Here is a 4,424-nt window from a genome sequence, read left to right on the forward strand (position 1 = left end):
GAATATCTGCAAGGTTCGCTGCCATCGTCTAAAGTGTAATGTTCTGGATATAGAGTGCCATTTCTTTTATTTGAAACTGGACGAAGCCACCCTGAACCATCCGTTTTCATCCCAGCAATACAAGTTCCGCCATGTTTAATCGATTTGGCAAGGCAAATAATTTCAAAAATAGGCATCCTTAAGCTCCTCTTCGCACCCTGGTCAATATGATGTTTAAAGGTGACGGATGTTAATAGTTGTGTCTAGCTTACCTTGCAGATATTCAGCAACTAATCGGCGATGGCAATTATGAGGTTTGGACTCACTACACAATAGGCAACCTTCATCCAGAAGGTCTGAAGAAACCTTCTTCTCAATCTGTCTCTCTGTGATGAGTTGATTGAACCTCTCTTCATATATTGCCCAGTTTATTTGCTTCTTTTTATATTCGTCGAGAATATCTTTGGTTGGAGCCAACTCAAGAATGTGAATGTATTCAATTCCCCCAATTTTACGGAGAAGATACTCTAAATCATTTTTTTTTGTAAAACCAGCAAGCTGTGAGACGTTGTTAAGTCGCGTGTCAATGACTCGTCTAACGCCGGCTTTTAGAAGTGTTTCAAAAAATTGTTCAGCTTTCTTTTGGGTGAAGCCGATAGTAAATAAATTAACTAGCTTGCTCATGAGATTGATATTGTTCTCTATTTGTTTCTTCTACATAAGCTATTCTCTCAGCTTGAAGCTGATATGCTTTTTGAATTAACTCTTCACGCACAACAGGTTTAGCTATAGTATCTATCTGTCTAGGATTGATATCGTAAGGATTGATATCAAAAAGAGAAAGCTGTTTTCCAGATTGATTTACATCATCAAAATCTTTAGATAGATGCAAGAATTTATCTAGGTTATGTATCTTTAGTAATCTTGCTTCTAAATATTCATGTGACTCTAGTTCACCATTCTTATGAATATGCTGAATTTCTAATCCAGCCTTCTTCAAATGTGGACACACCAAGATAGCTCTATGACAGACGATAGGATCTTGTTCAGCACACATCAAAGTAATTTGGTGTTGTTTAGCACCCTTGATAAGACGATTTAATCCTATGGCAAAGGCTTCTGTTGCAGCAATCAAATCGTAGCGAGCCATACCTTCTACGTAACAGCTTCTATCATTGGGACGGGCACCAAGGTGATTACAAAGAGGGACATAAGCAATATTTGTAGTTTTCAGTGCTGCCTTTAAAGAAGCTTGGTTGAATTGCGGAAATCTACGGCTATAAGGACTGGAGCGAACATCTGCTACAGCAGTAACTCCATGTTGCATCAAAAGTCTGATAAAAGTTTCTATCGAATTATTTGAGTGCCCAATAGTGAATGTTTTCATAATTCATCATCTGCTGTCATATTTTTTAGAGTACTCAAGGCGCTGCTACTGTAATAATAACCAAAAAGAATAGTCTAATTAAGAGTATTAACCAAAAATCGGGACTGAGAAATAAATCTCAGTCCCGATAAAAAAGCGGGCTAACCGCTATTTATATGGTTAACCCGTGCAGCTTTGGGAACGCGCAGAGAAATTGTTATTGCAATACCAACTTCACATTGGCGTTTTGCAGACCGCGCTGTTTTACTTCAGCCAAAGTTTTGTTAACGGCATACTTTTGGTTGATTGAGTTGATCAACTCGGTTTGGTTGTGCTTCTTAGCAACGCCCCACAGGTCAGCGATTAGGTCAAAAGAACCATCGCTATTGCGAGACCAGCCGAGGTCATATTCGCCATCCAACATAGCAACGATGTCGGAACGGACACGCTGACCATTGTAACCACGGACATCAGCTTCAGTCTTTACGCTGATACCGAGGTCGCGCAAAGAAGCTTTGAGGATTTCGGCATCGGTGATCTTGGTACGCAGGGTGCTAAAGTGAGACATTTGGGTTTCCTCCAATGAGAAGATTGAGAAAAACGACAACGGTTTGTTTCGGGCGAAGCCGCTCTTAGCAGGATGCGGCTTTTTCTTATAACTGCTAGCATTGGGAGCTAGCCTTTCCCCCTGGGATGGCAGAGGAAAGCTTTAGAACTCCATTCGCTGATATTCAGCTACGGAGGATGCTGCGGGGCGTGCACGCTGTCTGGCCCAATCTCTCAGAGCCGTTACTTGTTCTTGCATCGTTCGAGACAGCGGCAATGTTGCCTTCAGTGCAGCAATAATATCTAGTTGGGTGAACTCCCGATCTTGGGCAAAAGCTTCATACATTGCCGCAACGATCGCTTGCTCAATTTCTGCCCCAGAAAATCCATCAGACATCTTGGCTAGTTGCTCAAGATCGAATCGAGAGATGTCTTCACGGCGCTTGGTGAGGTGGATATTGAAAATATCTCGCCGTTCTTCTGGTGTTGGCAGATCCACAAAGAAAATTTCATCAAAGCGTCCTTTCCTCAAGAATTCGCCAGGTAAGCGTTCTACTCTGTTGGCAGTTGCCATCACGAATACTGGTGATTTCTTATCTTGCATCCATGTGAGGAAAGAGCCGAAGATTCTACTTGAAGTTCCCCCATCGGAATCGGAAGAACCTCCACTACCAGCAAAGGATTTATCCAATTCATCGATAAACAAAATCGCTGGGGAAATAGATTCTGCTGTTTTTAGGGCGTTTCGCAGATTTGCTTCACTTCGTCCCACCATTGAGCCGTCGTAAACTCGCCCCATATCCAACCGCAACAGTGGTAAACCCCACAGCCGGGAAGTAGTTTTGGCAATTAATGACTTACCGCAACCGGGAACTCCGAGAATTAACATCCCTTTTGGTTGAGGCAAACCATATTCTCTCGCTCTTTCTGTAAAAGCGTTAGAACGTTGCTTGAGCCATCTTTTTAACTCTTCTAAGCCACCTACAGCATCAATGGTTTCATCTTCTTCAATGTATTCTAAGATTCCATTACGCCGAATTAGTTGCTTTTTCTCAGATAAAACTATATCTACTTCATCTTCCGTCAAACGCCCTGTAGTTACCTGCGCCTTTCGGTAGACTTTCTCAGCTTCATCTTTAGTTAGACCTAAAGCTGCTCTAAGAAGCTTTTCTCTGGCTTCTGTTGTCAATCGCCGACCACGATTTTGGTCTACATGCTGAGTTAGTACTTTATTTAGTTCTGCCATATCTGGCAGTGTAAAATCGATAACAACAACTTCTTTTTCTAACTCTATAGGTACTTGTTGCATCGGCGACATCAAAATGATGTTTTTGTGCGTACCTTTAAAGCTAGCGATCGCATCACGTAACGATCTGTTTGTTGCAGGCGCATCAATAAAAGGATGTAAATCTTTAAGAATAAATATACTAGGTTCTTTCTGCCGGATTATCCACTCAATTGCCGCCTCTGGAGACACGGTATTATGTTGCGTGACATTCCGAGGTTGACCATACTCCACAATGCCGTGTGTTACTGTCCAAACAAATACTCGACGTTGGGGCTTTAACGACTGGGCGATTGTGGAAACTGCTTGCTCGGCCCGCTCTTCCTCGGAGGTCACAAGGTAGATTAAAGGGTATTGAGCTTGAATTAGGATATTGAGCTCTTCTTTCATACATCGACCTACTTGAGACCTTATAGAGACAGTAGAGACATTGCTTCTGGTAAAGACAACCGAATTATGAATTATTTATTCATGATTCCTATTTATCTAGCAAGGAACTAACTCTTCCTCACCCTTGGGATGGGTTTCATCTTCATCCATTTCATCTATGGAAAGATGTGATTGACCAACTACTCCTGGTTGATTGCCTAAAGCAACTAGTTCCCCATCACGTAATACTAGTGAGCTATCACAAGTTGGGCATGAATAAACTCTATGAGTCCGCCCATAAGAAGAATCTACCTCGTCAACCAATTCTGAATTAGATAAGTAAAAAACGAGGGCACGTTCCGCAAGTTCTGACATTGGTTCTGAATCAACTGCTGAACGAATCTTCAGTTTCTTGTGCAACTCTGGCGATAAATACAAAGTGACCTTTTGCTTAGTTTGCGTTTGCATATAACTCTTTAACGGTCTTACCCGGGTATGTATATCAAGTTATCGGTTCTTCTATTGGTTGTCAAGACAGTAAAACGTTTTGATGCCAATATTGTTACATTTCTTTACATCTGAGGCTGAAATGCTGTTTATTGAGTGATAAATAGCTGATTACAAACCTCTGAGAATTAATCAGGACTTTTTTTAATGAGTGCTTTTTTGGTGCAGTTGATTCAGCAGTTTACGGATTCGAGAATAGCTAGTAAATTGGCGAAGGTATTGATCTGAGTTTCTGGTACTTCTATAAAATCAGTAACTTTGGCAAAATGTGTAATGTAAATGGCTACTGCTAATAAAATCTGTAGTTTGGGGCGAAGAATTTATCGATTTGCCGCCATCGTTAGCGGAGTTATTGCCCTGTTAATAATTTTG

At 41.3% G+C, this 4,424-nt stretch carries 5 protein-coding genes; all 5 read right to left on the reverse strand.

All coding sequences use genetic code 11. From position 1 onward, the window contains the following. Positions 1-213 precede the first annotated feature (213 nt). Positions 214-663, reverse strand: coding sequence for a DUF488 family protein (locus LC574_RS28395; RefSeq protein ID WP_229456997.1), 450 nt, complete (start codon positions 661-663; stop codon positions 214-216). After that, the gene (locus LC574_RS28400; protein WP_229456998.1) at positions 647-1,366 is read right to left on the reverse strand and encodes a DUF488 family protein; all 720 of its coding nucleotides are present in this window, start codon (positions 1,364-1,366) and stop codon (positions 647-649) included. The genes LC574_RS28395 and LC574_RS28400 overlap by 17 nt, the downstream gene beginning before the upstream one ends. 196 nt (positions 1,367-1,562) lie before the next feature. Further along, positions 1,563-1,913: a DUF1257 domain-containing protein gene (locus tag LC574_RS28405; protein WP_012407317.1), complete on the reverse strand. Its 351-nt coding sequence runs from the start codon at positions 1,911-1,913 to the stop codon at positions 1,563-1,565. 141 nt (positions 1,914-2,054) lie between these two features. Next, complete coding sequence (locus LC574_RS28410; RefSeq protein ID WP_229456999.1) at positions 2,055-3,566, reverse strand: AAA family ATPase; 1,512 nt, start codon at positions 3,564-3,566, stop codon at positions 2,055-2,057. Between the two features lie 96 nt (positions 3,567-3,662). Next, the gene (locus tag LC574_RS28415; RefSeq protein ID WP_229457000.1) at positions 3,663-4,013 is read right to left on the reverse strand and encodes a hypothetical protein; all 351 of its coding nucleotides are present in this window, start codon (positions 4,011-4,013) and stop codon (positions 3,663-3,665) included. Positions 4,014-4,424 lie beyond the last annotated feature (411 nt).

The sequence above is a fragment of the Nostoc sp. CHAB 5715 genome (assembly GCF_020829685.1).
Lineage (GTDB): Bacteria > Cyanobacteriota > Cyanobacteriia > Cyanobacteriales > Nostocaceae > Nostoc.

Bases quoted from the DNA above. Each gene is read 5' to 3' on its own strand.
- LC574_RS28400 (WP_229456998.1), bottom strand. From the start codon at position 1,366: ATGAAAACATTCACTATTGGGCACTCAAATAATTCGATAGAAACTTTT.
- LC574_RS28405 (WP_012407317.1), bottom strand. From the start codon at position 1,913: ATGTCTCACTTTAGCACCCTGCGTACCAAGATCACCGATGCCGAAATC.
- LC574_RS28415 (WP_229457000.1), bottom strand. From the start codon at position 4,013: ATGCAAACGCAAACTAAGCAAAAGGTCACTTTGTATTTATCGCCAGAG.
- LC574_RS28395 (WP_229456997.1), bottom strand. From the start codon at position 663: ATGAGCAAGCTAGTTAATTTATTTACTATCGGCTTCACCCAAAAGAAA.
- LC574_RS28410 (WP_229456999.1), bottom strand. From the start codon at position 3,566: ATGAAAGAAGAGCTCAATATCCTAATTCAAGCTCAATACCCTTTAATC.